Origin of the sequence: Bradyrhizobium sp. dw_78, from assembly GCF_018449525.1 — a bacterium.
In the GTDB taxonomy this organism is placed as follows: Bacteria; Pseudomonadota; Alphaproteobacteria; order Rhizobiales; family Xanthobacteraceae; genus Bradyrhizobium.
Genome location: NZ_JAAVUS010000004.1, coordinates 129,063 through 152,574, shown reverse-complemented (window position 1 = coordinate 152,574; position 23,512 = coordinate 129,063). Strand labels below are relative to the sequence as shown.

Annotated in this window: 20 protein-coding genes and 2 tRNA genes; 16 read left to right on the top strand and 6 right to left on the bottom strand. The window is 60.4% G+C overall.

All coding sequences use genetic code 11. The features are described from left to right. Positions 1–75 precede the first annotated feature (75 nt). From HB630_RS12530 to HB630_RS12520, 3 genes are all read left to right on the top strand, one after another. Positions 76–1,299 (top strand): GGDEF domain-containing protein, encoded by a 1,224-nt coding sequence (locus HB630_RS12530; RefSeq protein WP_213772564.1) that lies wholly within the window; start codon positions 76–78, stop codon positions 1,297–1,299. 54 nt (positions 1,300–1,353) lie between these two features. Next, complete coding sequence (locus HB630_RS12525; protein WP_213772909.1) at positions 1,354–1,590, top strand: hypothetical protein; 237 nt, start codon at positions 1,354–1,356, stop codon at positions 1,588–1,590. Positions 1,591–1,669: 79 nt separating this feature from the next. Continuing rightward, positions 1,670–1,966 carry an antibiotic biosynthesis monooxygenase family protein gene (locus HB630_RS12520; RefSeq protein ID WP_213772563.1) on the top strand — a complete coding sequence of 99 codons (297 nt, stop codon included), beginning with the start codon at positions 1,670–1,672 and terminating at the stop codon, positions 1,964–1,966. Here the strand turns inward: HB630_RS12520 and HB630_RS12515 are convergent, their stop codons facing one another. Next, the gene (locus tag HB630_RS12515) at positions 1,967–3,106 is read right to left on the bottom strand and encodes an AI-2E family transporter (RefSeq protein WP_346656083.1); all 1,140 of its coding nucleotides are present in this window, start codon (positions 3,104–3,106) and stop codon (positions 1,967–1,969) included. A gap of 336 nt (positions 3,107–3,442) precedes the next feature. Here HB630_RS12515 and HB630_RS12510 point away from each other — a divergent pair, with 336 nt between their 5' ends. After that, complete coding sequence (locus HB630_RS12510) at positions 3,443–4,210, top strand: gamma-glutamyl-gamma-aminobutyrate hydrolase family protein (RefSeq protein WP_213772561.1); 768 nt, start codon at positions 3,443–3,445, stop codon at positions 4,208–4,210. Between the two features lie 200 nt (positions 4,211–4,410). On the opposite strand, the gene glnA is transcribed toward HB630_RS12510, so the two are convergent. Together glnA and HB630_RS12500 are read right to left on the bottom strand one after the other, a co-directional pair. Further along, positions 4,411–5,820 (bottom strand): type I glutamate--ammonia ligase, encoded by a 1,410-nt coding sequence (glnA, locus tag HB630_RS12505; RefSeq protein WP_213772560.1) that lies wholly within the window; start codon positions 5,818–5,820, stop codon positions 4,411–4,413. A 127-nt stretch (positions 5,821–5,947) separates the two neighbouring features. After that, entirely contained in the window at positions 5,948–6,286 is a 339-nt protein-coding gene (locus tag HB630_RS12500) for a P-II family nitrogen regulator (RefSeq protein WP_056293886.1), read from the bottom strand. A gap of 387 nt (positions 6,287–6,673) precedes the next feature. On the opposite strand from HB630_RS12500, the gene HB630_RS12495 reads away from it, so the two are divergent. Further along, positions 6,674–8,173, top strand: coding sequence for an NAD(P)H-hydrate dehydratase (locus HB630_RS12495; protein ID WP_213772559.1), 1,500 nt, complete (start codon positions 6,674–6,676; stop codon positions 8,171–8,173). Between the two features lie 68 nt (positions 8,174–8,241). On the opposite strand, the gene HB630_RS12490 is transcribed toward HB630_RS12495, so the two are convergent. Then, the gene (locus HB630_RS12490; protein WP_249780830.1) at positions 8,242–9,618 is read right to left on the bottom strand and encodes a multicopper oxidase domain-containing protein; all 1,377 of its coding nucleotides are present in this window, start codon (positions 9,616–9,618) and stop codon (positions 8,242–8,244) included. A gap of 147 nt (positions 9,619–9,765) precedes the next feature. On the opposite strand from HB630_RS12490, the gene HB630_RS12485 reads away from it, so the two are divergent. The 8 genes from HB630_RS12485 to HB630_RS12450 all read left to right on the top strand — a co-directional run bounded on the left by HB630_RS12485 (position 9,766) and on the right by HB630_RS12450 (position 19,081). Next, positions 9,766–9,850, top strand: a tRNA-Leu gene (locus HB630_RS12485). A 336-nt stretch (positions 9,851–10,186) separates the two neighbouring features. After that, positions 10,187–10,837, top strand: a complete 651-nt coding sequence (locus HB630_RS12480; protein ID WP_213772558.1) for a PEPxxWA-CTERM sorting domain-containing protein — start codon at positions 10,187–10,189, stop codon at positions 10,835–10,837. An 826-nt stretch (positions 10,838–11,663) separates the two neighbouring features. Beyond that, positions 11,664–13,022: a trigger factor gene (gene tig / locus HB630_RS12475; protein ID WP_213772557.1), complete on the top strand. Its 1,359-nt coding sequence runs from the start codon at positions 11,664–11,666 to the stop codon at positions 13,020–13,022. A 266-nt stretch (positions 13,023–13,288) separates the two neighbouring features. Next, positions 13,289–13,921: an ATP-dependent Clp protease proteolytic subunit gene (locus tag HB630_RS12470; RefSeq protein WP_213772556.1), complete on the top strand. Its 633-nt coding sequence runs from the start codon at positions 13,289–13,291 to the stop codon at positions 13,919–13,921. A 488-nt stretch (positions 13,922–14,409) separates the two neighbouring features. Next, positions 14,410–15,684 (top strand): ATP-dependent Clp protease ATP-binding subunit ClpX, encoded by a 1,275-nt coding sequence (gene clpX / locus HB630_RS12465; protein ID WP_027537232.1) that lies wholly within the window; start codon positions 14,410–14,412, stop codon positions 15,682–15,684. Between the two features lie 305 nt (positions 15,685–15,989). Next, entirely contained in the window at positions 15,990–18,422 is a 2,433-nt protein-coding gene (lon, locus tag HB630_RS12460; protein ID WP_213772555.1) for an endopeptidase La, read from the top strand. Positions 18,423–18,529: 107 nt separating this feature from the next. Then, a tRNA-Val gene (locus HB630_RS12455) sits at positions 18,530–18,606 on the top strand. A 235-nt stretch (positions 18,607–18,841) separates the two neighbouring features. Beyond that, positions 18,842–19,081 carry a PilZ domain-containing protein gene (locus tag HB630_RS12450; protein WP_213772554.1) on the top strand — a complete coding sequence of 80 codons (240 nt, stop codon included), beginning with the start codon at positions 18,842–18,844 and terminating at the stop codon, positions 19,079–19,081. Between the two features lie 175 nt (positions 19,082–19,256). Here the strand turns inward: HB630_RS12450 and HB630_RS12445 are convergent, their stop codons facing one another. Further along, positions 19,257–19,460 carry a cold-shock protein gene (locus tag HB630_RS12445; protein ID WP_100386944.1) on the bottom strand — a complete coding sequence of 68 codons (204 nt, stop codon included), beginning with the start codon at positions 19,458–19,460 and terminating at the stop codon, positions 19,257–19,259. Between the two features lie 272 nt (positions 19,461–19,732). Between HB630_RS12445 and HB630_RS12440 the strand changes: the two genes are divergently transcribed. The 3 genes from HB630_RS12440 to HB630_RS12430 all read left to right on the top strand — a co-directional run bounded on the left by HB630_RS12440 (position 19,733) and on the right by HB630_RS12430 (position 21,538). After that, complete coding sequence (locus tag HB630_RS12440) at positions 19,733–19,927, top strand: hypothetical protein (protein ID WP_213772553.1); 195 nt, start codon at positions 19,733–19,735, stop codon at positions 19,925–19,927. A 404-nt stretch (positions 19,928–20,331) separates the two neighbouring features. Beyond that, positions 20,332–20,598 carry a hypothetical protein gene (locus tag HB630_RS12435; protein ID WP_249780829.1) on the top strand — a complete coding sequence of 89 codons (267 nt, stop codon included), beginning with the start codon at positions 20,332–20,334 and terminating at the stop codon, positions 20,596–20,598. Positions 20,599–20,677: 79 nt separating this feature from the next. After that, a complete protein-coding gene (locus tag HB630_RS12430; protein WP_213772552.1) occupies positions 20,678–21,538 on the top strand; it encodes a methyltransferase domain-containing protein in 861 nt (286 codons plus the stop codon). Positions 21,539–22,139: 601 nt separating this feature from the next. Here the strand turns inward: HB630_RS12430 and pepT are convergent. Continuing rightward, positions 22,140–23,396 carry a peptidase T gene (gene pepT, locus HB630_RS12425; RefSeq protein ID WP_346656082.1) on the bottom strand — a complete coding sequence of 419 codons (1,257 nt, stop codon included), beginning with the start codon at positions 23,394–23,396 and terminating at the stop codon, positions 22,140–22,142. Between the last annotated feature and the right edge of the window lie 116 nt (positions 23,397–23,512).

The window sequence follows — 23,512 nt, the reverse complement described above, 5'->3', positions numbered from 1 at the left end:
CGTTTGCGTTCGTTCGCGCGTTTTATCTTCGACGGCGAGCCCTGATAGTCCGCATCACAACCGCCCGGTGGCTATATGTCGCTCGATACTTCTACGCTTTATCTCGTCGCAACGATGGTTGCGGCGATGCTCGGGGCAATGCTGCTGTTCTTCGGCAGGCAGGAGCGCATTCCGGCGCTGAAATGGTGGGGAACTGCCTATCTGCTCGGCGCCGCTTCGGTCGCGCTCTGGACACTCGCGGGCACTAGGCTCGGCGGGATGTCGTTGCTGGCGCTGAACGCGGTCGGTTTCGTGGCCTGCGGCATGGTCTGGAATGCCTCGCGGGTGTTCCACGGCCGCAAGCCCAACCTGCCCGGGCTTTTCCTCGGTGCGGTGGCCTGGATCGCTGCGGTCACGACGGTGGCGCCCGATGCTGCCATGATGCGCATGACGATCGGCTCGGGCATCGTGGCGATCTATGCGGCGTTGACGGCTTCCGAATTGTGGACCGAGCGCCGCAGGCAGTTGCAAAGGCGCTGGCCGGCGATCGTGGTGCCGGCGTTGCACGGTGTGGCGCTGATGCTGCCGATCCTGCTCGGTGACGTCCTGTGGCCACGCAACGAGGCGTTCGCCAACAGCATCTGGGTTACGATATTTTCCGTCGAGCTTGTGCTCTATGCGGTCGGCACCGTATTCGTCATTTTTATGCTGGTGTCGGACCGCGTGGTGACCGCGCACAAGACGGCGGCCTCGATCGATCCGCTGACCGGCATGTTCAATCGCCGTGGTTTCGCGGAAGCGACCGCACCGGTGATCGATCGTGAGGCGCAGGCTGGCCGCCCGGTGACGGTGATGATTCTCGATATCGATCACTTCAAATCGATCAATGATCGCTTCGGCCATCCGGCCGGCGACGAGATCCTCAAACTGTTCGCAACCGTCGTGCTCAATAATTTGCGAGTCAGCGACCTCTCCGGGCGCGTGGGCGGCGAGGAATTCGCGGCCTTGCTGCCCTGTTCGCTGGAGGAAGGGGTGCTCGTCGCCGAGCGCGTGCGCGAGGCTTTTGCCGCCTCGGGGATCACGGCCGGCGAAGGTCCGGTCGACACCACCGTCAGCATCGGTGTTGCGGGCGGCCCGGCAGGCACCGAGCTTGAAGTGTTGCTCGCGGCGGCCGACACCGCGCTCTATCAGGCCAAGCGCGGCGGCCGCAATCGGGTCGAAGTAGCCGAAGAATTGCCACTGTCGCTGGAGCAATGGCGGCGCAAGACCACGGGCCTTTCCGGCCAAAAACAGAGGCCGGAAGTCAGCCTCGCATCATAAAGCAAGCGACGGCGGTAACCTGTTGTTTACCATCCGGTCCTATCCATGATGACCATGGACACGATCCGCAGCCAGAACACCCGCACCGCCCTGATGTCGCTTGAAGCCGCTGCGGCTTCGGCCCGCGGCGGGTTTGCCTGCCTGTTTTCAACTTCCGACGAATATGAGAGCGCGCTGATCTCGGAACGCCGTGCGCAGGGCCGTTACGGCCAGACACGCAAGCATTGGCCGATCGCGCTGTTTGTCGTCTGCTTGCTGGTCGTGGCCGGTTCGGTACTGTTTCTGCGCTGATCGGCCTGGGCCCGGTGCCTTTTTCTTTGCGGCCGGCTGGGGTAGGAGAGTTGTTTCCCCACCGAGAGGCCGCAAATCCATGATCACCGAAATTGCGCAAATCGACGTCAAGCCCGGCACCGAAAAGGACTTTGAAGCCGCAGTCGCCAAGGCGCGCCCGCTGTTCCTGCGCGCCAAGGGCGGCAAGGGGTTCGAACTGCACAAGTCGATCGAGAAGCCGTCGCGCTACCGGCTGATGGTGAAGTGGGAAACGCTGGAAAATCATACGGTCGATTTCAGGGGATCCGAGGATTTCACCGCATGGCGAGGGCTGGTGGGCCCATATTTCGCCAACCCTCCTGAGGTCGAGCACACCGAGACGGTAGTGACCACCTGATCAGGCCGCCGCGGCTTCCTCGCGCTGGGGCTCCCCGGCCTTGAAATAGTCGATCATGACCTTGACGATCGCCATGAGGGGCAGCGCCAGCGAAATGCCCCAGATGCCGAACACCACGCCAAGCAGGATCTGGAACGCGAACAGCGTGGCCGGCGGAATATCCAGCGCCTGGCGCTGGATGATCGGCGTCAGCACGTAGCTTTCCAGCGCGTGTACGCCAATAAACAGGATGCAGGCGCTGAGCGCTGCGACCCAGCCGGAGGCGAGGCTGGCGAGCACCACGATCAGTCCCGCGAGTAGCGCGCCAACCGTCGGGATGAAGGCGAGCAGTCCGGCCTGGATGCCCAGAATAAACGAACTCTGGATGCCGATCAGCGCCAGCCCGATCCAGGTTACGAGGAAAACCGCGGCCATGGTGATGATCTGCGCGATCAGCCAACGCTCCAGCGTGTCGCCGATACGGTCGACGATGACGGTGGCGCGGGCGCGATGTCGCGCCGGTGTCAGGAACAATAGCCCGTTGCGGTAGATACCGGGCTGTGCGGCGAAGGTCAGGCCGAGAAACAGGACGATAAAGAAATTGCCGACCACGCTTACGGTGCCGAGCAGCAGCTTGAAGGTCTGGCTGACGATCGCGCCGCCGCTGGAGGCGATCGCGCTCGCGCCTGGGCTCGACAGGTTGTGGGTCGCCACGGCGCCCGGCGTTCCGGTTGGCGATGACGCGGATGACGCCGCCGTCGTGCCGGCAAGGTCGAAATAGCTGGTGTCGATGCCGTTTCGCTCGAGGAAGGCTCTGACATCGACGAGTTGCGATTTGATCGTGTCGCTCAGCACCTTGGCCTGCTGCGCGATGCTGGCGCCGCCGAGAAAGACCACACCCGACAACAGCCCCGCGAGCACGAGGCAAACGATCGTCAGCCGCAGCGCATGCGGCAATCTGACCATGTGGCCAAGCAGGTTGGTCATGGCGTTGAGCGCGACGCCGAGCAGCATGCCGGCGAAGATCAGAAACAGCGTCGCGGCAAAATACCAGGCGAACAGCAACAGGGTCGCGAATCCGACCACGCCGATGCCGCCGACCGATATCGCCCATGCAAGGTCGCTGCGAGCCCGAAGGCGATCGTCGGCCGAAATTGCCACGCTAGCTCCTTTTCGGACCATGAGGTCCGGATCAATTGCGCCCCGCACTCTTTCGTCAAATGCGCGTGGGATCAAGTGCATCGGAGCAAGGGGACGAGACGAGGAGGACGGGGGTAGACAAGGAGAGGGGCGATCAAGCCGTTCGGGGTTGTGCCGGATGAGCCCCCGCGTGCGCTGATGACCGCGGCCTTTGAGGCCGGGCCATCGTTCTTGCAGACCTGTGGCGAGACAAAAGCGGGTATAAAATATTGATCCCGCGTCGCCCGGAGGGCATGATTGATCCAGAATCATGGTCAAACGTAGAATATCCTTTCCCGAGAGTTTGAAGGCGGAGCGATGAGACGGCCCGTCGTCGGCGTGATCGGTAACGCCCACCGCATCGAAGATCGTTTCGCGACGCAGATGGTCGGTGAACGGAATCTCCGTGCGGTGGCGGAGGTCGCTGGCGCGCTGCCGTTGATGTTCGCAGGCTCGCCTGACATTACCGACATTGGTGCGCTGCTGGATGTCGTCGACGGCATCCTGCTCACCGGCGCCCGCGCCAATGTTCATCCGACACGATTCAAGACCGAGCCGTGCGCCAAGCATGAGCCTTATGATATCTATCGCGACGAGGTCGCGCTGACGTTATCGCAGGTGTGTGTCGCCCGCGGCATACCTCTATTTGGCATTTGCCGTGGCCTGCAGGAGATGAATGTCGCCTTTGGCGGCTCGCTGCATCCCGAAATCCGGGAATTGCCGGGTCGCATGAACCATCGGATGCCGCGGCTGGAGAATGGCGAGATCCACCCGGATCCCACGGTCGTGTTCGCTGACCGGCATGAAGTCAGCCTTACGCCCGGCGGCGCCTTTGCAACGATCCTGGGGCGCGACACCATCCGCGTCAATTCGCTGCACGGGCAGGGCGTTCTGGAGCCGGGCGAGCGCGTCGTGGTCGAAGGCGTTGCGGAAGACGGCACCATCGAGGCGATCCGGATCGCCGACGCCGCCGGCTTTGCACTCGGGGTGCAGTGGCATGCGGAATACGATCCGCAGCTTAACCCGATCAACCGCGCGCTGTTTCAGGCGTTCGGCGGGGCGCTGGTGGCAAACAAGCGCAGTTAGAGCCTTATCGGTTTTGATTGAATCGGAACCGGACTCTAACATTTTGTTTGGACGCGTTTTCTTCACGCGAACCGGAATCCACTTCGCTCGAAAACGCTATATAGAATCTCCGGCAAAACAAAAGGCGCCCGGTTCGGGGCGCCTTTTGCATTTTCAAGACCGAGGCCGTTACCGTCGCGGGACGTTCCCGCGAGTAGGGCTCACTGCGAATAGTACATGTCGAATTCGACCGGATGCGGGGTCATTTCAAAGCGTTCGACCTCGGCCATCTTCAATTCGATATAGCTGTCGATGAAATCGTCATCGAACACGCCGCCGTTCTTGAGGAACGCGCGATCCTTGTCGAGATTTTCCAGCGCCTCGCGTAGCGAGCCGCACACCGTCGGGATCGCCTTCAGTTCTTCCTTCGGCAGATCGTAGAGATCTTTGTCCATCGCAGGGCCCGGATCGAGCTTGTTCTTGATGCCGTCGAGGCCGGCCATCAGCATCGCGGCGAAGCCGAGATAGGGGTTGGCCATAGGATCGGGGAAGCGCACCTCGACGCGCTTGGCCTTCGGATTGGAGGTATAGGGGATGCGGCAGGAGGCCGAGCGGTTACGCGCGGAGTAGGCGAGCAGCACCGGCGCTTCATAACCCGGAACCAGACGCTTGTAGGAGTTGGTCGAGGGATTGGTGAAGGCGTTGATGGCCTTGGCGTGCTTGATGATACCGGCGATGTAGGAGAGGCAGGTCTCCGACAGGTCGGCATATTTGTTGCCGGCGAAGACCGGCTTGCCGTCCTTCCAGATCGATTGATGGCAGTGCATGCCCGAGCCGTTGTCGCCGAAGATCGGCTTCGGCATGAAGGTGGCAGTTTTGCCGTAGATATGGGCGACCTGGTGGATGCAGTATTTGTAGACCTGCATCTGGTCGGCCATCAGCGTCAGTGTATCGAACTTCATTCCGAGTTCATGCTGGGCGGAGGCGACCTCGTGGTGATGCTTCTCGACCTTGACGCCCATCTTGGCCATCGCGCCGAGCATTTCGGAGCGCATGTCCTGCACCGAATCCTGCGGCGGGACCGGGAAGTAGCCACCCTTGGTGCGGATGCGGTGGCCGAGATTGCCGCCTTCATATTCGGTGGCCGAATTGGTCGGGAATTCGGAAGAGTCGAGCCTGAAGCCGGTGCTGTAGGGTTCGGCGGAGAAACGCACGTCGTCGAATACGAAGAACTCGGCTTCCGGTCCGAAGAAAATGGTGTCGCCGACGCCCATCGACTTGACCATGGCCTCGGCCTTCTTGGCCATGCCGCGCGGATCGCGGTTGTAGGGTTCGCCGGTGGTCGGTTCCAGCACGTCACAGGTGATGACCATGGTCGTTTCCGCGAAGAACGGATCAATCGTCGCCGTCACCGGATCGGGCATTAGGCACATGTCGGATTCGTTGATCGCCTTCCAGCCGGCGATCGACGAGCCGTCGAACATGACGCCTTCGGAGAAAGTGTCTTCTTCGATCATGCCGACATCGAAGGTCACGTGCTGCCACTTGCCGCGCGGATCGGTGAAGCGCAGATCGACGTATTTCACGTCGTTGTCCTTGATCGATTTCAGGACGTCTTTGGCGGTTTTCATGAATACCCCTTATGCTGCATGCTGCGGGACGGTTTCCATGCGATAATGAGATATCGCAAACGAAATAAGGCCGCCGAAGCAGCCTTTTTGTTATTTTTTAGTCGCGGAAGGCGGGATAGCACCCGGCTCAGATAGCGTCCAGCCCGGATTCTCCGGTCCTGATCCGGATCGCTTCTTCGATGTTGGACACGAAGATTTTGCCGTCGCCGATGCGTCCGGTTTGGGCCGCGCGACGGATCGCTTCGATTGCTTTTTCGACGAGGTCGTCGCCGATCACGATCTCGATCTTAACCTTTGGCAGGAAGTCTACAATGTACTCGGCGCCGCGATAAAGTTCGGCGTGACCCTTCTGCCGGCCGAAACCTTTGGCCTCGGTGACGGTAATACCCTGCAATCCAACTTCCTGGAGCGCTTCTTTGACCTCGTCCAGCTTGAACGGCTTGATGATGGCTTCTATTTTTTTCACTGAACGGCCTCCAGGGCATTTCGATAATTCAGAGTGCGGGTCTGTCGGCGTCACGCTTGACGCGCGGGTTGTTGGATGGGGTGTCGTCCCGGTCGTAGCTCAGGCATGATCGCCGGCGACCGGACAATCTCGAGCGGCTTCCAGGTTTGGCTTAACTGCCAGCGTGGCCCCTCAAAAGCAGGGTCTATGCCAAGTTGTTAAGACGCTTGATTTAGAAGTGTTATCAGACTTTTAAGAGGTCTCCTTTGAAGTTTGACCGGAGGGGGTAAAATACCGGTAGCCTTCCGATTGAGCAAATAGATTAATCTATGTGCAATCGTCAAAGGGGCGGGCGCCGCGAGAGCCGGAAAATGCCTCAGGAAGAGGCGCTTATATCGGGAATTTGGCATGGAAGTTCTGACCACGGCTGAAATGGAGCGGGCCGACCGGCTCACCATTGCCGCAGGTACACCGGGCTTCGCGTTGATGCTGAGCGCCGGCCAGGCGGTCGCGCAGGCAGCGATCGAACTGGTGGAAGAGGGGCCGATCCTGGTGGTCGCCGGTCATGGCAATAATGGCGGCGACGGTTTTGTTGCGGCGGCGGAGCTTGCGGCGCGTGGCCGCGACGTCTCGGTCATCCTGTTGTGTGGGCGCGACAGCCTGCAGGGCGATGCGGCGTCCGCGGCGCGCGGCTGGAAACATCCGGTGCTGCCGTTCAATCCGCAGGCGATCGGCAAACCGGCCTTGATCATCGATGCGCTGTTCGGCGCGGGCCTCAACCGGCCGGTGAAGGACGAGCCCTACGACATGATCGAAGCGATCAACGCCAACGGCGCCCCGGTTCTGTCGATCGATTTGCCGAGCGGCATCAGCGGCACCACTGGCGCGGTGATGGGCATTGCCGTTCGCGCCACCGAGACCGTGACCTTCTTTCGCCGCAAGCCCGCGCATCTGCTGTTGCCGGGCCGGATTTATTGCGGCCGGATCCGCGTCGCCGATATCGGCATCGACGCGCAGGTGCTGGGTGAAATCGCGCCACAGACTTTCGAAAACGTGCCGCAGTCCTGGCGCGATGCGTTTCCGGTTCCGCAAGTCGACGGCCATAAATATGCGCGCGGCCATGCGCTCATCGTCTCCGGCGATATCGCCGCAACCGGCGCGGCGCGGATGTCGGCACGCGGCGCGCTCCGGGCTGGTGCTGGGCTGGTCACGCTGGCTTCGCCGCGGGGGGCGCTGGCCGTCAACGCGGCGGCGCTCACCGCCGTCATGGTTCGCGCCGTCGACACGGCGATCGAATTTGGCGAATTGCTGAACGACAAGCGCCTCAATACCTGCGTGATCGGGCCGGGCGCCGGCGTCGGCGAGCATACGCGGGATCTGGTTCTGACCGCGCTGTCCGCGAAACGGCGTCTCGTACTTGACGCGGATGCGTTGACGAGTTTCGCCGATGCGCCGGACCGGTTGTTCGAGGCGATCAAGGGAGCGCCCGATCCGCATGTCGTCCTGACGCCGCATGAGGGTGAATTCCCGCGCCTGTTCAGCGATATCAGCAACAAGCATCCATTCCGCTCGAAACTTGAACGGGTGCGGGCGGCGGCCGAGCGCTCCGGCGCTATCGTCCTGCTCAAAGGACCGGATACCGTGGTGGCGTCGCCGGACGGACGCGCGACCATTGCCGCCAACGCGCCGCCCTGGCTTGCGACCGCCGGTGCCGGTGATGTGTTGTCCGGCATGATCGCCGGCCTGCTGGCGCAGGGTGCGCCGGCCTTCGAGGCGACCTCGATCGGGGTCTGGATGCATGGCGAGGCCGCGCAGGAGGCCGGGCCCGGCCTGATCGCTGAAGACCTGTCTGAAACGCTGCCTGCGGTGTTCCGGCGTCTCTATGATGAATTCGGCATCGAATACTGACGCGCGAGCGGCGCCAGATGGTTTTTCGCCACGACACGCCGCAGACAGTTTTGCTTAGGTTTGTTTCCTTACTCGACGCCGTACCATCGCACCAGCCGCGGCGCCGCCCAGTCGGTCGCTGTGGCCTCGGCCAGCCAGTGTCCGACATGTTCGGCGGCGAATGCGATGCGCTGGGTTGCATGGGGTTCGACCGCCAGCGTGTCCAGCCAGAACGGTTTCCAGCCATCGTCGAGCCGGTCCAGCAGCCGGAAATGATGCCCATGCAGGTGAAACACGGTGGCGATGTCGGCGTGGTTGATGAGCGCCAGGACCACGGTGCGGCCAGCCTTGGCGCGGAATGCCGGCGCTGAAGAAGCCGTAAAATCCGATGGTGTCAGCCAATTGGTCCGTGGTTCGCCCAGCGGCAGGTCGACGCGAAGCGCGTTCCGGAGATCGAGTTGCTCGGGGAGGCCGTTCGTCGGCAATGGTGGTGCCGGCGGCAGTGGGGCGGCACGGGCCGGCGGCTCGTCGGTGATCAGCAATCGGCCGATCGGATGAGCCTGTTTGCCGTCATGGAGAAGGATCGGTGAGACAGAGCCGGGTGGTGTGGTCGCGTCGATAAAGGCGTCGACCCGTGCGCCGGGAGCCAGCACCACCGCGCCATTGCGGGCGAGGAACGGCTCCGCCGGCTGGCTGTCCATGGCCATCACACGGACATCGAGATTTTCAATTTTTACGGCAATAACAGTGCGTTGAAACCCATTTATGAGGCGAAACCGCAAACGTTCATTGCGGCGCGCCGGGATGTCCAGCAAGGGCTGGCCATTGATGGTGTAAAGCGGCGTTGCCTCCTGCGGATCGCCGCCGGGCGCCATTTCTGTGCCATCGGGGCGCAGCCGCCAATCCTCGAACAGGCATATCTGGTCGCGATCGACCGGAACGGCCTCGTTCTCCTCCACAATGAAGGGCAGTGCCCTGGACGGCCGTGCCTGGCCATCCCCAATGAGCCGGAGATCGCTCAACAATGTGCCGGCCTGGCGAAGCGGGATCTGGACTCTTTCCGTCGCGCCCGCAGCCAATGGCGTCCGCATGGTTAGGGGCTCTGCGGCCAAAACCCCATCCAGCCCATGCCAGGTCAGCGCCATCGGCACGGTCAGGTCGTTGCAGAGCGTGAATTCGATCGTATCGCCCCGCCTGGACTTGCCGGCGTCGGCTTGCGCGACTCCATTGAGAAGCCAGGACAGGGCGTCCGGCTTGGCTGGATTCGACGCGTCGACGTCGATTCTCGCGTGCAGGGCGAGCCCGGGCTGCGGCTGGGCCCAAGCAGCAGGGAGCAGGAGCCGGGGAAAAGCCGGATCCAGGGTTGGACGCAGGACTGCACCCAGGGCCGTGACGCCCAGTCCGGCCATCAGCCTGCGCCGGTTCGGCCGGAGAATTCGATCTGCCATGGTCTCGATGCGTGCCATTTTCTGCTTATTTATATGCTGAGATTGAGGATTGATCCGGGAGGCTTCACACAGGCCATTTTTCGGCCCATTTTTTTGCTGCGAACGGGCGGGCCCATGTTATAAGCCCGCCCGCCTGCGGCATCGGGGCCGGATATGATGCTATCAGCGGGCGTGGCGGAATTGGTAGACGCGCTGGATTTAGGTTCCAGTGACGAAAGTTGTGGGGGTTCGAGTCCCTCCGCCCGCACCAAGACGAACCAATGTTCGATTTAGTTGTGCATCCTTAGCGCACCTATGAAAACTCTCGGGCATTGCACATAACGAAAGGCCGCCTTCGTGGCGGCCTTTTTGGTTTGCTTCAGTTGCTGCCTTCCGCATCGTCATCGCCAACAGTACGGCACGCATTTGGTGAGGCAGAATGGCGCTTTTCTTGTTGCCACTATGTAGCGCGCACCAATAACTCCCGCGGAGTCCTACCTGAACATCGCGGGTCAAAAAAACGTCATGCAAATTTTACAATCGTCGTGGACGGTCCCATTCGTACAACCGGATTTAAACCGGTGATTTTTATAACAGTGGGGCTTGCATGAAATTAAATGGAATAAAGGCGTTGGTTCTGGGCGCTGTGTTGAGTCTTGGTATCGCCGCAGCGCCGGCTTCTGCCGCTTATGTCGTCGACATAACCCAAGTGGGGAATGACGTTGTTGTAACCGGAAGCGGAAACATCAACCTGGCAGGGCTGGGAAATCCCGGTGGCGGCATTACACCCATCGATTCTGATTTGGGAGCATCCTTTGGGTATCTGCATGTCGGGTCCAGTCCGGATCAAGCCTATTCGGGAACGGTCATGGGACCATCGAGTTTTGGGACGAGTGTAATTGGAGGCTATACCGTTGCAGATAGTGCGACCGGAGTCGTCGTCGGGTTCAATGTGCAAAACGCCCAAACGGGCACGCGCTTCATTATCGTACCCAACGGATACGTGTCCGGCACCGACCTGGGGACGAGCACGGCGATTTTTGAGGACAAGACCTTCGCCGATTTGCACCTGATAGCCGGGACTTCCTACACATGGACTTGGGGGATTGGGCAGAACCTGGATTCCTTCACGGTCAATGTTGAGCAGGTCGCAGCCGTCCCCGAGCCCTCTACCTGGGCGATGATGATCTTCGGTTTCGCGGGTGTCAGCTTTCTGGCCTATCGCCGTAAGCGCGGCGAGACGCTGCGGCTGGTGTAAGGTTGCTCGCACATCGAACGACGAAAGGCCGCCTCAAGGCGGCCTTTCTCCATCATCGCGAGCGATCCAACTCAGTTCCGCATTATATCGCTCGATTAAAGTGCGCTGGCCCAAGGGCATCATGATTGCTCGGACGGTGAGACCCTCGAGATGGGACGTTCTCAGAGATGGTGTTTTCGTTATCCATTGATCACCTTGATCGTGGTGTCTCCGGCGAGCAGTAGCGCGTGCCAGTCGAACACTGTTTGATCGCGAAGAGGCACGGCGAAGTTCTGATATAAGTCCAGCCTGCGGCAGGATGATTTCGTCCAGCTGGCAGCTCAGTGAATTTCGTAAAGACATAAATAAATCAATATGTTGAACAGAGCTATTGAGGTGCCTACTTTAGAGCTAAATTGATTGTTGGGCGTTGTTTCCTGGATGGACCTAGAGCTTCCGTAACAGCTCAGGCATTGCCATTCTGGTTGCAGCCGTACTTTAGAAAGAAGTTGGCTTGAATCGGCGTAGCGATCATGCGATCAGCCTCAGTAAGCGATGCGGGCGCGCGGATCGAAAATTTGGGATATAAACTGAGATATGAATCGGGATAGATCGCCCGATTTTACGTCTAGAAATCTTAATGATTTCAACGTGTTTGTAGCTAGTTCCAGCCGCTCCGCCCGCACCAAGCGCTTTCAGCGTTTGCAGACGAATACTTGGAGAGCCTTAATCCTGCTCCAGCGGGATGGGTTCACCGAACCACTGGCGCAGGCTGCAAGGCCGGGTGCTGACCAGATTGACAATGTCTTGGCCGCTAGGCCGGACCAAGCGGAAGAAGATTGACACCATGCAGGTCACAGAAACCCTGGCTGAGGGATTGAAGCACGAATTCCAGATCAGCGTTCCCGCATCCGATCTCGATGCCAAGGCGGGCGCTCGGCTGGTGGATCTCAAGGACAAGGTTCGCCTCAACGGCTTTCGTCCGGGCAAGGTGCCGGTCAGCCACCTCAAGAAGGTGTACGGCCGTTCGGTGATGGCCGAGACCGTCGAGCAGACGATCCGCGACACCAATTCGCAGCTTTTCTCCGAGCGCGGTTTTCGCCTTGCGACCGAACCCAAGGTCACGATGCCGACGGAAGAAAAAGCCGTCGAAGACATCCTCGAAGGGAAGTCCGACCTGACCTATACGGTTTCGATCGAGGTCGTGCCCCCGATCCAACTCGCGGACTTCAAGAGCTTCACCGTCGAGACGCCGGTCGTGGACGTGACCGACGCCGATGTCGATGACGCCATCAAGCGGATTGCCGATGCGAACCGCAGCTACGCCGCCAAGGCCGAGGGCGCGAAGGCCGAAACCGGCGATCGCGTCACCATCAACTTCAAGGGCTCCATCGATGGCACCCCGTTCGACGGTGGCACCGGCGAGGGTATCCAGGTCGTGATCGGTGCCGGGCAATTCATTCCCGGTTTCGAGGATCAGTTGATCGGCATCGCGGCCGGCGAGACCCGCACGCTGAAAGTCACATTCCCGAAGAACTACGCCAGCGAGAAACTGGCTGGCCAGGCGGCCGAGTTTGAAACCACGGCGACCGCGGTCGAAGCGCCAGAGGACGCCAAGATCGACGATGAGTTCGCCAAGGCGTTGGGGCTGGAATCGCTCGACAAGCTCAAGGAAGCAGCGCGCGAGCGGTTGACGGCCGAATTCGCCGGCGCCACGCGCCAGCGGGTCAAGCGCATGTTGCTTGATCGCCTGGACGAGGCCCATCGCTTCGAAGCGCCGCCTTCGCTGGTGGAAGAGGAATTCCGGCTGATGTGGAATTCGATCAAGGCCGAGATGGAATCCGGCGGCAAGACCTTTGCCGACGAAAGCATGACGGAAGAGGGCGCCGAGGAAGAGTATCGCAAGATCGCCGACCGGCGGGTGCGGCTCGGTCTCGTGCTGTCCGAGATCGGCGAAAAGAACAAGATCACGGTCACCGACGATGAGGTCAGCCGTGCGGTGATCGAGCGCGCGCGCTCGATGCCGGGCCGCGAGAAGGAAGTCTGGGACTACTATCGCAGCAACGCCAATGCGCTGGCCCAGCTTCGTGCGCCGATCTATGAAGACAAGGTGGTCGATTTCATTCTCGAACTCGCCAACGTGACCGAGAAGAAGGTCACGCGCGAAGAGTTGTTCAAGGAAGATGACGAGAAAAGTGTCGCCTGATCGCAGGATCCGGCGGTAGCCGCATTAAGGATGAACCGCGAAAGCGGCCTGGCGGCGATATCCGTCGCTAGGCGGCTTGATCCGAATCGGCTTGAACTTGTCCTGCTTACCTCGTCGCTGCCCGGCCTTGTCGTCGGGGAATTGGCTCATATCTGTGAGCCTGTCTTTTTAAGTCCTGCATCACGGGGCGTGCATCCGCGCCCGGCAATTCAAGCTAGCGCCGCATTGCCGATGGATGTCCGCCGCCGCCAACTCTTGGGTGACTAATGCGCGATCCGGTCGAAACCTACATGAATCTCGTGCCGATGGTGGTCGAGCAGACCAACCGCGGCGAGCGCGCCTACGACATCTTCTCGCGCCTTCTGAAGGAACGCATCATCTTCCTGACCGGTCCGGTCGAGGACGGCATGTCGACGCTGGTCGTCGCGCAATTGCTGTTCCTCGAGGCGGAGAATCCGAAGAAGGAAATCTCGATGTACATCAATTCGCCGGGCGGCGTGGTGACATCGGGGCTTGCGATCTACGACACCATGCAGTTCATCCGTCCGCCGGTGTCGACACTCTGCACCGGGCAGGCGGCGTCGATGGGGTCGCTGCTGCTGGCCGCGGGCGAGAAGGACATGCGTTTCTCGCTGCCGAACGCGCGCATCATGGTGCATCAGCCGTCCGGCGGCTTCCAGGGCCAGGCCACAGACATCATGCTGCATGCGCAGGAAATCCTGAACCTCAAGAAGCGGCTCAACGAGATCTACGAGAAGCATACCGGCCAGACCTACAAGGCGATCGAGGATGCGCTGGAGCGCGACAAGTTCCTTACCGCCGAGATGGCTCGTGATTTCGGCATTGTCGACAAGGTGATCGACAAGCGCGCGGAGGAGCCGGCGCCCAAGGCTTCTTGATCAGAGGGCTTCTTGATTAATGAGTCCTCTCAAGCCTTCGTAACGGGCCCCGTAACGTATACGGGAGCGATGTTACCTTGTTGGCCTCGGGCTTACTTGGTCCGGGCCAAACCGCTGCCGCGAGGCGGGCCGAAAGCGCCATTTTGAGCCCTTGCCGGGGCGCAAAGTTCCACTTTTGTGCCTGTCCGGGGGCGTGGTAATCGCGCAACGCTTGGCTGATTTCCGTATCTGGTGCTCGCGCCGCTGTCGCAAATCACGGTATTGTCACGGATATCCGGGGCAGGGCCGATTAGGGAATTCTTGATAGTCGGGTGTCAGCATGGTTGGCTAGGTCGGATGGGCGGGGGAATCGGTTAGGCTGTGATTTACAGCATTGGGAGCGTAGGGTCTTTTTTGGTACGTTTTTTGCTCTATCTATAATTCTGCGCCGAGTGGTGTCGGAATAGGACGATTGAGCTGACGGGATCGAACGGCGGACGGAGATAAGAATGAGTAAGGTCGGCACGAGCGACTCCAAGAACACGCTGTATTGCTCGTTCTGCGGCAAGAGCCAGCACGAAGTCCGCAAACTGATCGCGGGTCCAACGGTCTTTATCTGCGACGAATGCGTCGAATTGTGCATGGATATCATTCGCGAGGAGAACAAATCCTCGCTGGTGAAATCGCGCGACGGCATTCCGACGCCGAAGGAAATCTGCAAGGTCCTCGATGACTATGTCATCGGCCAGAGCCATGCCAAGAAGGTGCTCTCGGTCGCGGTCCACAACCATTACAAGCGCCTCAATCACCAGACCAAGCACAACGACGTCGAGCTTGCGAAGTCGAACATCCTGCTGATCGGTCCGACCGGATCGGGCAAGACGCTGCTGGCGCAGACGCTGGCGCGGATTCTCGATGTGCCGTTCACGATGGCGGATGCGACGACGCTGACCGAAGCCGGCTATGTCGGTGAGGACGTCGAGAACATCATTCTGAAGCTGTTGCAGTCCGCCGACTACAATGTCGAGCGCGCGCAGCGCGGCATCGTCTATATCGACGAAATCGACAAGATCAGCCGCAAGTCGGACAACCCGTCAATTACCCGCGACGTGTCCGGCGAGGGCGTGCAGCAGGCGCTGTTGAAGATCATGGAAGGCACGGTGGCCTCGGTACCGCCGCAGGGCGGCCGCAAGCATCCGCAGCAGGAGTTCCTGCAGGTCGACACCACGAACATTCTCTTCATCTGCGGCGGTGCGTTCTCCGGTCTGGAGAAGATCATCTCCGCGCGCGGCCGCTCGACCTCGATCGGCTTTGCCGCGCAGGTGCTGGCGCCGGAAGACCGCCGCACCGGCGAAATCTTCCGTCACGTCGAACCCGAGGATCTGCTGAAATATGGCCTGATCCCGGAATTCGTCGGTCGCTTGCCGGTGGTTGCGACGCTGGAAGACCTCGACGAGGCCTCGCTGAAGAAGATCCTGACCGATCCGAAGAACGCGCTGGTGAAGCAGTATCAGCGCTTGTTCGAGATGGAAAACATCGAACTGACCTTCGCCGACGAGGCGCTTGGCGCGGTGGCCCGCAAGGCGATCGAACGCAAGACCGGCGCGCGCGGACTGCGTTCGATCCTCGAGAGCATCCTGCTCGAAACCATGTTCGACCTTCCGGGCCTGGAAGGCGTCGAAGAGGTGGTGATCTCGCGTGAAGTTGTGGAGGGAACGGCTCGTCCGCTCTACATTTACGCCGACCGTTCCGACCGCGCGGTGGAAAGCAGCGCCAGCGCCTGATCGCAGGCCGCGTTGTTCGGATTGCGGATTTGACAATCGGCCGCGGGGGCTTGTTCCCGCGGCCGTCGCGTTTCAGGCGAGACCTCGCGTTTAGCCCCATTTGGCGGGCATTTCCGACACTTGACACCCCCACCACCGATAGCCACCTAATGCAATCGGTGGCGAAAATCATGCCTGAGATTCGTCACTCAACGATCAGGGAAAGCAGGCTCCGCTTGAGCCGAACGATCCCATCCCGGCACCTTGTGGCGGTTGCGCAATTTGGCGGACTGCGAGGCAAGGGGGCATAACAAAAGGAATAGGCCATGACGTCTCCGAAACCCCGGCCATCTATCGTTCACGGCGAAAGCCGCACTTACCCGGTGTTGCCGCTTCGCGACATCGTCGTTTTTCCGAACATCATCGTGCCTTTGTTCGTCGGCCGCGAGAAATCGATCCGCGCGCTCGAAGAGGTCATGAAGAACGACGCGCTGATCATGCTGGCGACGCAGAAGAACGCGTCGGACGATGATCCGGCGCCGGATTCGATCTATGAAACCGGCACGCTTGCCAGCGTGTTGCAGCTGCTCAAATTGCCCGACGGCACCGTGAAGGTGCTGGTGGAAGGGCTTGAGCGCGCCCGCGTTGAGAAATATTCCGACCGGCCCGATTATTACGAGGCGACTGCGGTGGCGCTTGCCGACACCGACGCCAATTCCGTCGAGGCGGAAGCGCTGGCGCGCTCGGTCGTGTCCGACTTCGAGAGCTATGTGAAGCTCAACAAGAAGATCTCGGCCGAGGTCGTCGGCGTGGTGCAGGCGATCACCGATTTCGCCAAGCTGAGCGATCAGGTCGCTTCGCACCTGGCGGTCAAGATCGCCGATCGTCAGGCGATCCTGGAGACGCTGTCCGTGACCGCGCGCCTCGAGAAAGTGCTCGGGCTGATGGAGAGCGAGATCTCGGTGCTTCAGGTCGAGAAGCGCATCCGCTCGCGCGTCAAGCGCCAGATGGAGAAGACCCAGCGCGAATATTACCTCAACGAGCAGATGAAGGCGATCCAGAAGGAACTCGGCGATGACGAGGGCCGGGATGAACTCGCCGATCTGGAAGAGAAGATTGCCAAGACCAAGCTTTCCAAGGAAGCGCGGGAGAAGGCGCAGCACGAATTGAAGAAGCTGCGCCAGATGTCGCCGATGTCCGCGGAAGCGACCGTCGTGCGCAACTATCTCGATTGGTTGCTGTCGATTCCGTGGAACAAGAAATCCAAGGTCAAGAAGGATCTGGAGGCCGCGCAGGCGGTGCTCGACGACGATCATTACGGCCTGGAGAAGGTCAAGGACCGCATCATCGAGTATCTGGCGGTGCAGTCGCGCGCCAACAAGCTGACCGGGCCGATCCTGTGCCTGGTCGGACCTCCCGGTGTCGGCAAGACCTCGCTCGGCAAGTCGATCGCGAAGGCGACGGGACGCGAATTCGTTCGCGTGTCGCTCGGCGGCGTGCGCGATGAAGCCGAGATCCGCGGTCACCGCCGCACCTATATCGGCTCGATGCCCGGCAAGATCATCCAGTCGATGCGGAAGGCGAAGACCTCGAATCCGCTGTTCCTGCTGGATGAGATCGACAAGATGGGCGCCGATTTCCGCGGCGATCCGTCCTCGGCGCTGCTTGAGGTCCTGGACCCCGAGCAGAACGCGACCTTCAACGACCACTATCTTGAGGTCGATTATGATCTGTCCAATGTGATGTTCATCACGACCGCGAATACGTTGAATATTCCGGGCCCGCTGATGGACCGCATGGAGATCATCCGGATCGCCGGCTACACCGAGAACGAAAAGGTCGAGATCGCGCGCAAGCATCTGATCCCGAACGCGATCTCCAAGCACGGCCTGGATTCCAAGGAATGGTCGATCGACGACGACGCGTTGCTGCTGATGATCCGCCGCTACACCCGCGAAGCGGGTGTGCGTAACCTGGAGCGTGAGCTTTCGACACTGGCCCGCAAGGCGGTGAAGGAGCTGATGATCTCCAAGAAGAAGTCGGTGAAGGTCACCGGGAAGACCCTTGAGGATTTTCTCGGTGTGCCGAAGTACCGCTACGGCGAGATCGAGAGCGTCGATCAGGTCGGCATCGTTACCGGTCTTGCCTGGACCGATGTCGGCGGCGAATTGCTCACCATCGAAGGCGTCATGATGCCCGGCAAGGGCAAGATGACGGTCACGGGCAATTTGCGCGACGTCATGAAGGAGTCGATCTCGGCGGCGGCATCCTATGTCCGCTCGCGGGCGATCACCTATGGCATTGAGCCGCCGCTGTTCGACAGGCGGGATATCCACGTCCACGTGCCGGAGGGGGCGACCCCGAAGGACGGTCCGTCGGCGGGCGTCGCGATGGCGACCGCGATCATCTCGGTCATGACCGGGATTCCAGTCCGGCATGATGTCGCCATGACCGGCGAGATTACGCTGCGCGGGCGGGTGCTGCCGATCGGAGGCCTGAAGGAGAAGCTGCTGGCCGCGGCACGCGGCGGCATCAAGACGGTGCTGATCCCCGAGGATAACGCCAAGGATCTCACGGAGATTTCCGATGCGATCAAGGGCGGGATGGAGATCATTCCGGTCGCGCGCCTGGACGATGTGGTTGCCAAGGCCTTGGTGCGGCCGCCGGTGCCGATCGTTTGGGAAGAAGACGCCAACGCCAAGGTGCCGGTCAAACCGGAGGCCGGCGAAGAGGCGGCAGGCGGTCTGACGGCGCACTGAAGCCTCGCAAGGAACCAGAAGCGGCGTCCCAAAAAAGGGGCGCCGCTTCTTTATGACATGAAGCTTGGCTTGCGTCGTGGGGCGGGCGGAGGCTAAACAGGCGGCGAGGGCGGTTAGCTCAGCTGGTTAGAGCATCTCGTTTACACCGAGAGGGTCGGGAGTTCGAATCTCTCACCGCCTACCAGCTATGGTTTGCTCCGACTTGGGGAATGTCTGAAGCCATCTTGGTATGCCCCGGGGAAAGGGAAGCCAGGCACGCCAATAGAGCTAGCCAGGGCACGGTACCCCGCTCCGCATGCGACTCGGAAGTCCAGTGATAGGATTTGATCGAGGTGCTCCCGTTCACCGGGAGGCGCCGATTCCTGATTGGCCCCATCCTCTGATCCCCATCGGGGCTGGGTTTTTAGCGCAGGCGGGTCATGGTCGAGAAGCGGGCTAATCCTCGGCATCGCGTCTTAAAGGCCGGGACGATTGAATTCGGCGGCGGGGTGATCGACTGCACCGTTCGCAATCTCTCGAAGGCCGGGGCGGCGCTCGACGTTACCAGCCCGGTGGGCATTCCCGACAAATTCACCTTGGTTATCCCGAGCGACGGGCAGCGTTTCGCGTGCCACATCATCTATCGCAAGGAAAAGCGGATAGGAGTGGCGTTCGACTAACCCTACCGGTTTTGATTGAATCGGAACCCGGCTCTAATATCTTATTTTAACGCGTTTTCTTCATGCGAATCGGAATCGGTTTCACGCGAAACCGCTATCGCCGGCCGTGCCTGAAACAAGTAAAGCCACGCGGGTGTTAGCCGCATGGCCTCATTTGGGTCGAGTAGCTGTTCAGCTAGCCGACTCTCAGATTTTCCGCCGACGTTTTGCCGCGATTTTCCTTCTCTTCGTAGCTGACCTTGGCTCCCTCATTGAGGGAGCTCAGGCCTGCCTTTTCCACGGCCGAGATGTGAACGAACACATCTTTCCCGCCGTTATCGGGTTGAATAAACCCAAAACCCTTCGTCGCATTAAACCACTTCACAGTACCAGTCGCCACGGCGCCGCACTCCCTTTTAAGACAAGGGAGACAACCTAGATCAGTGACAGGGCAAACAGCAAGGAAAACCCGCCGGCGTGACCTGCGGCTTCGTGCATCAGCCGATAATGCAGGCCGAATCGGAGCGGCGGTCGCGGTGTTGATCCTCGGGATCGGGACGGCCGCGGACAGGGATAGTCCGATCCTGCACGACATGTGGGCTGCTTCACAAAGGTTCCATCCGAATTGATGTATGGCTGTTTCGGGTTGTGGCTGCATGACGGAGAAAGCGAATGGAGCGCAAGCTATCGCCGCTGGAACAGCAGGCTGCCGATGCATTACGCCGGGCCAGGCGCCTGCCGGTCGGTGCGCATCGAAATGACCTGCGCCAACTGGCCGTGGGCCTGCTCTGGCTGCATCGCAATGGTATGGTCGCGCAGGTCAAGGACTGCACGGTGGTCAGGTTTTCGACGCGCGAGACTGCATAACGTCGCTGGATACACAAACGCGGCACCACCGGCCCTGGCCTTCGCGCCGGGGTCTTTCGTTTCCTGACGCCGCCAGCCTCCCGGATAAAAGAACCCCGCCTTCGACGGATCGCCGGGCGGGGTGGAGGTTCAATTATGGCAAAAACACCTGTCCTTGATGGATAGGATCGAAGGACAGGAAGGTAGCACGGGAAAGTTTACTGCGATGATCGATACGGACAACAGGATTAAAGCGAATGGGTCAAAGGCAATATTCCCGGTCATCGACGGCAACGCTCCCGGTCTGCGAAAAGAATTGAGGCGGAAATCCGGTTCGGTTATTCAAGGAGAACACTATTGCAGGGATCTTCGGCGACAGGCGGTGCCGGAGATGCTCGGGGAGCGATGCCGCCAGGAGACCAGCCATGTTCGTCACCTCGAGATCCCGGATAGCCACACTCCTGCTTCTGTTCGCGGCGGCAGGACTGGCGCCCACAGGCGCGTCGGCCATCCCGTTGGAAGTGGCGAAGAAGTGCAATTCCCTTGTCGCGAAAGCGTTTCCCCCACGCGAACCCGGCAACCCCGCGGCCGGCAGCGCGAAAGGCACCGCGCAGCAGCAGAGAGATTATTTCAGTAAATGCGTGGCGAGCGGCGGCAACATGGACGACGGGGCCGACAAGACCACGAAATAAGCCAGTATAGGCTTGATGCGCGCCGTTTACGGGCCCGCATCCCTGTGAAATTCTCCGACGGCAACGTGGAAGCACGCAGATGGAAGCACCGGCAGGCCACGATCAAAATGCCGATCAGATCGCGTATTGGAACGGGCCGGGCGGGCAGCGCTGGACGGATCGCCAGCAAATGCAGGACATCATGCTTGCACCGGTTGCCGACATCCTGATCGACCGCGCGAACGTCGGGCCGGGTGAGCGGATTGTCGATATTGGCTGCGGCTGCGGCGCCATTGCGATCGCGCTTGCGCAAAAGGCCGGTTCGGCAGGTCATGTCCTCGGCGTCGATGTCTCGGCGCCGATGCTGGCGCGGGCGCGGCAAGTTGCGCCGGCGGCTGTGCCGGTCGATTTCGTTCTCGCCGATGCCACGGTCTACCCGTTTGATCCTGCGAGCGCCGACCTTCTGGTGTCCCGATTTGGGGTGATGTTTTTCGCCGAGCCCGCGGTTTCCTTCGCCAATATGCGCAAGGCGTTGCGGCCGTCGGGACGGCTGACTTTCGCGTGCTGGCGCGAGCCGCGCGAGAATCCCTGGCTGATGGCCCCGCTTCAGGCGGTTTACAAGCATGTGCCAAAGCTGCCGCAGCTTGGACCGGAAGATCCCGGCCCGTTCTCCTTTGCATCCGAGCTGCGCGTTCGGCGCATCCTGGATGCAGCGGGATTTTCGAGCGTGGCGATGGAGCAGCATGATTTCGCCATCGATGTTGCGATTGGGCGAGGTCTCGACGCCGCAATCGAATCCGCGCTCGAAATCGGGCCGGCGAGCCGCGCGCTGGAGGGGCAGTCAGCGGAGTTGCGCGAAGCCTCCACGCATTCGGTCCGCGAGACGCTGTTGCCTTTCGTACGAGGGGTGTCGGTGCCGCTGCCCGCAGCGATCTGGATCGTAACCGCGTCTGCGACCTGAGCGATCCGCGTGGCCTGGCTACGCCGCAATGCCAATTAGGGTTCATTGGTTAGGTTAAGAGCGGGATCGCATTGTCCCGTCATGCAAAACAGCTAATTTAAGTCCGGCCCCCCTGTATTACGAAACGGGGACATGGTGTTTTATTTGGGAGCGTTGCTTTTTAGATCATTACAGCGTTTTCGAGCGAAGTTGGTTCCGGTTCGCGTGAAGAAAACGCATCAAACCAAAAGAGCAGAGTTTCAGCTCTGATTCCATCAGAACCGAGAGTTTAGATCATATGCGTTGGGCGTCTTTCACCGCTGTCCCGCAAGGCGAGGTCAAGACCCGGGCTCGCGGGCAATTTGCTTTGATTTAATGAATTAACAGGCGCAGCGTGCATGTTAAGTTTGCGAGATAACCGTGCGGGAAGAAAAGAATAACGACGGTTCGTCCAGAACAATTTTTCGCCGGCTCCTTTCCAATCTGAAAGACAGGGCGCCATTTATTTTTTATTTCGCGGCCGTCCTGGTCGCGATGGCAGGATGGCTCTACTTCATCGGATGGCTGTTATGGCGGTTCGTCGTCTGGATTTTTAGTTAGAGCCTGAAGCTTCCTGCGTTGCTCAAGCCCGTTCCTCCCAGATCATCGCCAAATGTACGATGGTCTGAACGGCCTTTTCCATGTCCTGCACGCTCACCCATTCCAGCCGCGAATGAAAGGCATGTTCGCCGGCGAAGATGTTGGGGCAGGGCAGTCCCATGAACGACAGCCGTGACCCGTCGGTGCCGCCGCGGATCTGGGTCTTCGCCGGTTGCAGGCCGGCACGGCGGATGGCCTCCATCGCATGATCCATGATTTCCGGGTGACGGTCGATCACCTGCTTCATGTTGCGGTACTGCTCCTTGATTTCCATCCGGTAGGTCGACCGCGGAAAGTCCCGCATCACTTCCTTGACGATGCTTTCCAGCAGGGCTTCCTTTTCCTTCAGTCCGTCATCGGTGAAATCGCGTACGATGAAGGCGAGCGTGGCCTGTTCCAGCGCGCCCGAGATCGCGACCGGATGCAGAAAGCCCTGCTTGCCTTCGGTGGTTTCCGGCGAGCATTTGTTCTTTGGCAGGCGGTCGATGATGGCGGCGGCAATCTTGATGGCGTGCTCCATCCTGCCCTTGGCATACCCCGGATGGGTGCTGACGCCTTCAATGGTGATGGTGGCGCCGTCAGCCGAAAACGACTCGTCTTCGATATAGCCTGCGCTTCCGCCGTCCATGGTATAGGCGACGTCAGCACCGAGTTTCTTCAGATCGACCTTGTCGACGCCGCGGCCGATTTCCTCGTCGGACGTAAACAATATCTTGATGGGGCCGTGCTTGATCTGCGGATTGCTGATCAGGAACTGTGCCGCATCCATGATTTCGGCAACGCCTGCCTTGTTGTCTGCGCCCAGCAGCGTGGTGCCGTCCGTGGTGACGATGTCGTTGCCGATCTGGCCGGCGAGCGCCGGATGTTCCGCGGCACGGATGATCTGCGAACGGTCGCGCGGCAGCACGATGTCACCGCCACGATAGTTTTTGACGATTTGCGGCTTGACGTCCTTGCCGGAGCAATCGAACGAGGTGTCCATGTGCGAGCAGAAGCAGACGGCCGGGACACCACGTTTGTCTGTGTTCGCGGGGATCGTCGCATAGACATAGCCATATTCGTCGAGATGAGCGTCGCTGATCCCCATCGCCTGCAGTTCGCTTGCGAGCAGGCGGCCCAGATCCTTCTGCTTTTCGGTGGAAGGGCTGGTCGGAGAAGCCGGGTCCGACTGGGTGTCGATGACCACATAGCGCAGGAAGCGCTCGGTCACGGTGTGCTTGAATTGAAGGGGTGAGGGCACTGTCAAAACCGCGGCTGGAACGGAAACTCGATCAGGCCAATATAACAGAAAGCGCCATTCCGGGAGCTGCGTTATTGGGCCGGAATGGCGCAGCAAAAGCCGGAACGCGCTTCCTT

What these genes read in the sequence shown, in the direction of transcription:
- HB630_RS12490 (WP_249780830.1), bottom strand. Translation starts at nt 9,618, where the DNA reads ATGGCACGCATCGAGACCATGGCAGATCGAATTCTCCGGCCGAACCGG.
- HB630_RS12430 (WP_213772552.1), top strand. Translation starts at nt 20,678, where the DNA reads ATGGAAGCACCGGCAGGCCACGATCAAAATGCCGATCAGATCGCGTAT.
- clpX (WP_027537232.1), top strand. Translation starts at nt 14,410, where the DNA reads ATGAGTAAGGTCGGCACGAGCGACTCCAAGAACACGCTGTATTGCTCG.
- HB630_RS12435 (WP_249780829.1), top strand. Translation starts at nt 20,332, where the DNA reads ATGTTCGTCACCTCGAGATCCCGGATAGCCACACTCCTGCTTCTGTTC.
- HB630_RS12470 (WP_213772556.1), top strand. Translation starts at nt 13,289, where the DNA reads ATGCGCGATCCGGTCGAAACCTACATGAATCTCGTGCCGATGGTGGTC.
- tig (WP_213772557.1), top strand. Translation starts at nt 11,664, where the DNA reads ATGCAGGTCACAGAAACCCTGGCTGAGGGATTGAAGCACGAATTCCAG.
- HB630_RS12440 (WP_213772553.1), top strand. Translation starts at nt 19,733, where the DNA reads ATGGAGCGCAAGCTATCGCCGCTGGAACAGCAGGCTGCCGATGCATTA.
- lon (WP_213772555.1), top strand. Translation starts at nt 15,990, where the DNA reads ATGACGTCTCCGAAACCCCGGCCATCTATCGTTCACGGCGAAAGCCGC.
- HB630_RS12450 (WP_213772554.1), top strand. Translation starts at nt 18,842, where the DNA reads ATGGTCGAGAAGCGGGCTAATCCTCGGCATCGCGTCTTAAAGGCCGGG.
- HB630_RS12520 (WP_213772563.1), top strand. Translation starts at nt 1,670, where the DNA reads ATGATCACCGAAATTGCGCAAATCGACGTCAAGCCCGGCACCGAAAAG.
- HB630_RS12530 (WP_213772564.1), top strand. Translation starts at nt 76, where the DNA reads ATGTCGCTCGATACTTCTACGCTTTATCTCGTCGCAACGATGGTTGCG.
- HB630_RS12525 (WP_213772909.1), top strand. Translation starts at nt 1,354, where the DNA reads ATGGACACGATCCGCAGCCAGAACACCCGCACCGCCCTGATGTCGCTT.
- glnA (WP_213772560.1), bottom strand. Translation starts at nt 5,820, where the DNA reads ATGAAAACCGCCAAAGACGTCCTGAAATCGATCAAGGACAACGACGTG.
- HB630_RS12480 (WP_213772558.1), top strand. Translation starts at nt 10,187, where the DNA reads ATGAAATTAAATGGAATAAAGGCGTTGGTTCTGGGCGCTGTGTTGAGT.
- HB630_RS12495 (WP_213772559.1), top strand. Translation starts at nt 6,674, where the DNA reads ATGGAAGTTCTGACCACGGCTGAAATGGAGCGGGCCGACCGGCTCACC.
- HB630_RS12510 (WP_213772561.1), top strand. Translation starts at nt 3,443, where the DNA reads ATGAGACGGCCCGTCGTCGGCGTGATCGGTAACGCCCACCGCATCGAA.